Origin of the sequence: Youngiibacter multivorans, from assembly GCF_017873395.1 — a bacterium.
Taxonomy (GTDB): domain Bacteria; phylum Bacillota; class Clostridia; order Clostridiales; family Clostridiaceae; genus Youngiibacter; species Youngiibacter multivorans.
The window spans coordinates 1-1,637 of sequence record NZ_JAGGKC010000069.1; the positions used below are offsets into that span (position 1 = coordinate 1).

The 1,637-nt window shown below is 41.5% G+C and carries 1 protein-coding gene; it reads left to right on the top strand.

Translation table 11 applies throughout. From position 1 onward, the window contains the following. The first annotated feature begins 130 nt into the window (after positions 1-130). On the top strand, positions 131-1,540 hold the full coding sequence (locus J2Z34_RS17490) for an IS1182 family transposase (protein WP_425348062.1): 1,410 nt from the start codon (positions 131-133) through the stop codon (positions 1,538-1,540). The last annotated feature ends 97 nt before the right edge of the window (positions 1,541-1,637 follow it).

Here is a 1,637-nt window from a genome sequence, read left to right on the forward strand (position 1 = left end):
CAGACTGTAGACAAAGTATCAGATTCGCACCAACGGATCTGGTGCTTTTCTTTTTTTCATTGGGACTCAAGGAGTTATTGACATTAACATATTATTATGATATAATTTAAATATCATAATAAGTGTGGTGATTTTTATGTTGTCAAAAAAGTCTACTGAAAATAGAGAGCAAATTCAGTTCCTTTGCCTGGATGATCTTGTACCAAAAGACCACATACTTAGAGAAGTCGACCGTTCAATGGATTTCAGTTTCATCTATGACTTGGTTGAGGATTTGTATTCAGAGGAAAAAGGCAGACCAAGCCTCGATCCTATCATGCTCCTCAAGATTCCTATGATTCAAACGATTTTTGGAATCAAGAGCATGCGCCAGACAATCAAAGATATCGAGGTTAACCTTGCCTACAGATGGTTCCTCGGGCTCTCCATAACTGATGCTGTTCCTCATTTCAGTACTTTTGGAAAGAACTACACCAGACGATTTAAGCCAACTGAAGAGAACGGATACTCTGACCTGTTCCATGAAATATTTTCCAAAATTCTGGAGGAAAGCCTGAACCTCGGCTTGATAAGCAAGGAAATAGTATTTGTCGATTCAACACATATCAAAGCCAATGCCAATAGAAACAAAATTCATAAAGAAGCTGCCAGAAAGGCTGCTCTGTTCTATGAAGAAGAGCTATGGAAAGAAATTCAGGAAGATAGGGTTAGCCAGGGCAAGAAGCCCTTCGACTCGGATGATGACAGTCCAGGAGGATCCGGTAATGCTAAGAAGGAAGTAGAAGTTACCAGAAGCAAATCCGATCCTGAAAGTGGACTGTTCCATAAGGGGCCTCACAAGGAAGTCTTCGCATATATGTCTCAGACAGCTTGCGATGCGAATGGATGGATACTGGAATACTCCGTACATCCAGGAAACGACCATGATTCAAGGACATTCGTAGATTTGTACAATAAGCTGCCAAAGGATGAAATTGAAATGCTTGTAGGCGATGCAGGTTACAAAGCCCCAGCGATTGCAAGGTTACTCAATCAAGACCACATTATCCCGGTGCTGCCATACAAGAGACCTATGACTAAGGACGGTTTCTTCCGAAAACACGAATACAAATATGACCAATTCAATGATCGCTATATATGCCCTAATAATAAGTTTCTCCTACTCTCGACCACAAACAGAGAAGGATACAGGGAGTATAAGAGCAATGGAAAGGTATGCGCTGAGTGCCCGCACCTATCTAGATGTACTGAAAGCAAAACCCACGTCAAGGTTATCTTGAGGCATATCTGGGAAGCGTATCTGGAGTGGAGTGAGAAGATCAGACTAAGTCCAGGCATCAAGGATATCTACAACCTGAGGAAGCAGACCATAGAAAGGCTCTTTGGAACAGCCAAGGAGAATCATAATCTCAGATACACGAGAATGATGGGGAAGGCCAAGATGGAAATGAAGGTTGGCCTTACTTTCGCATGCATGAATCTGTTGAAACTCACAAAAATGAAAAGAAAAATGGGTCTCCTGGAGCCAATCTATGGCTAATAGGAGTCCCATATCCTAACTTTTGCTCCAAAATAGGTATAACAATAGCAAAATCGACGAACCTTAAGTTAAGATTCGTCGATTTGTCTACAGTCTG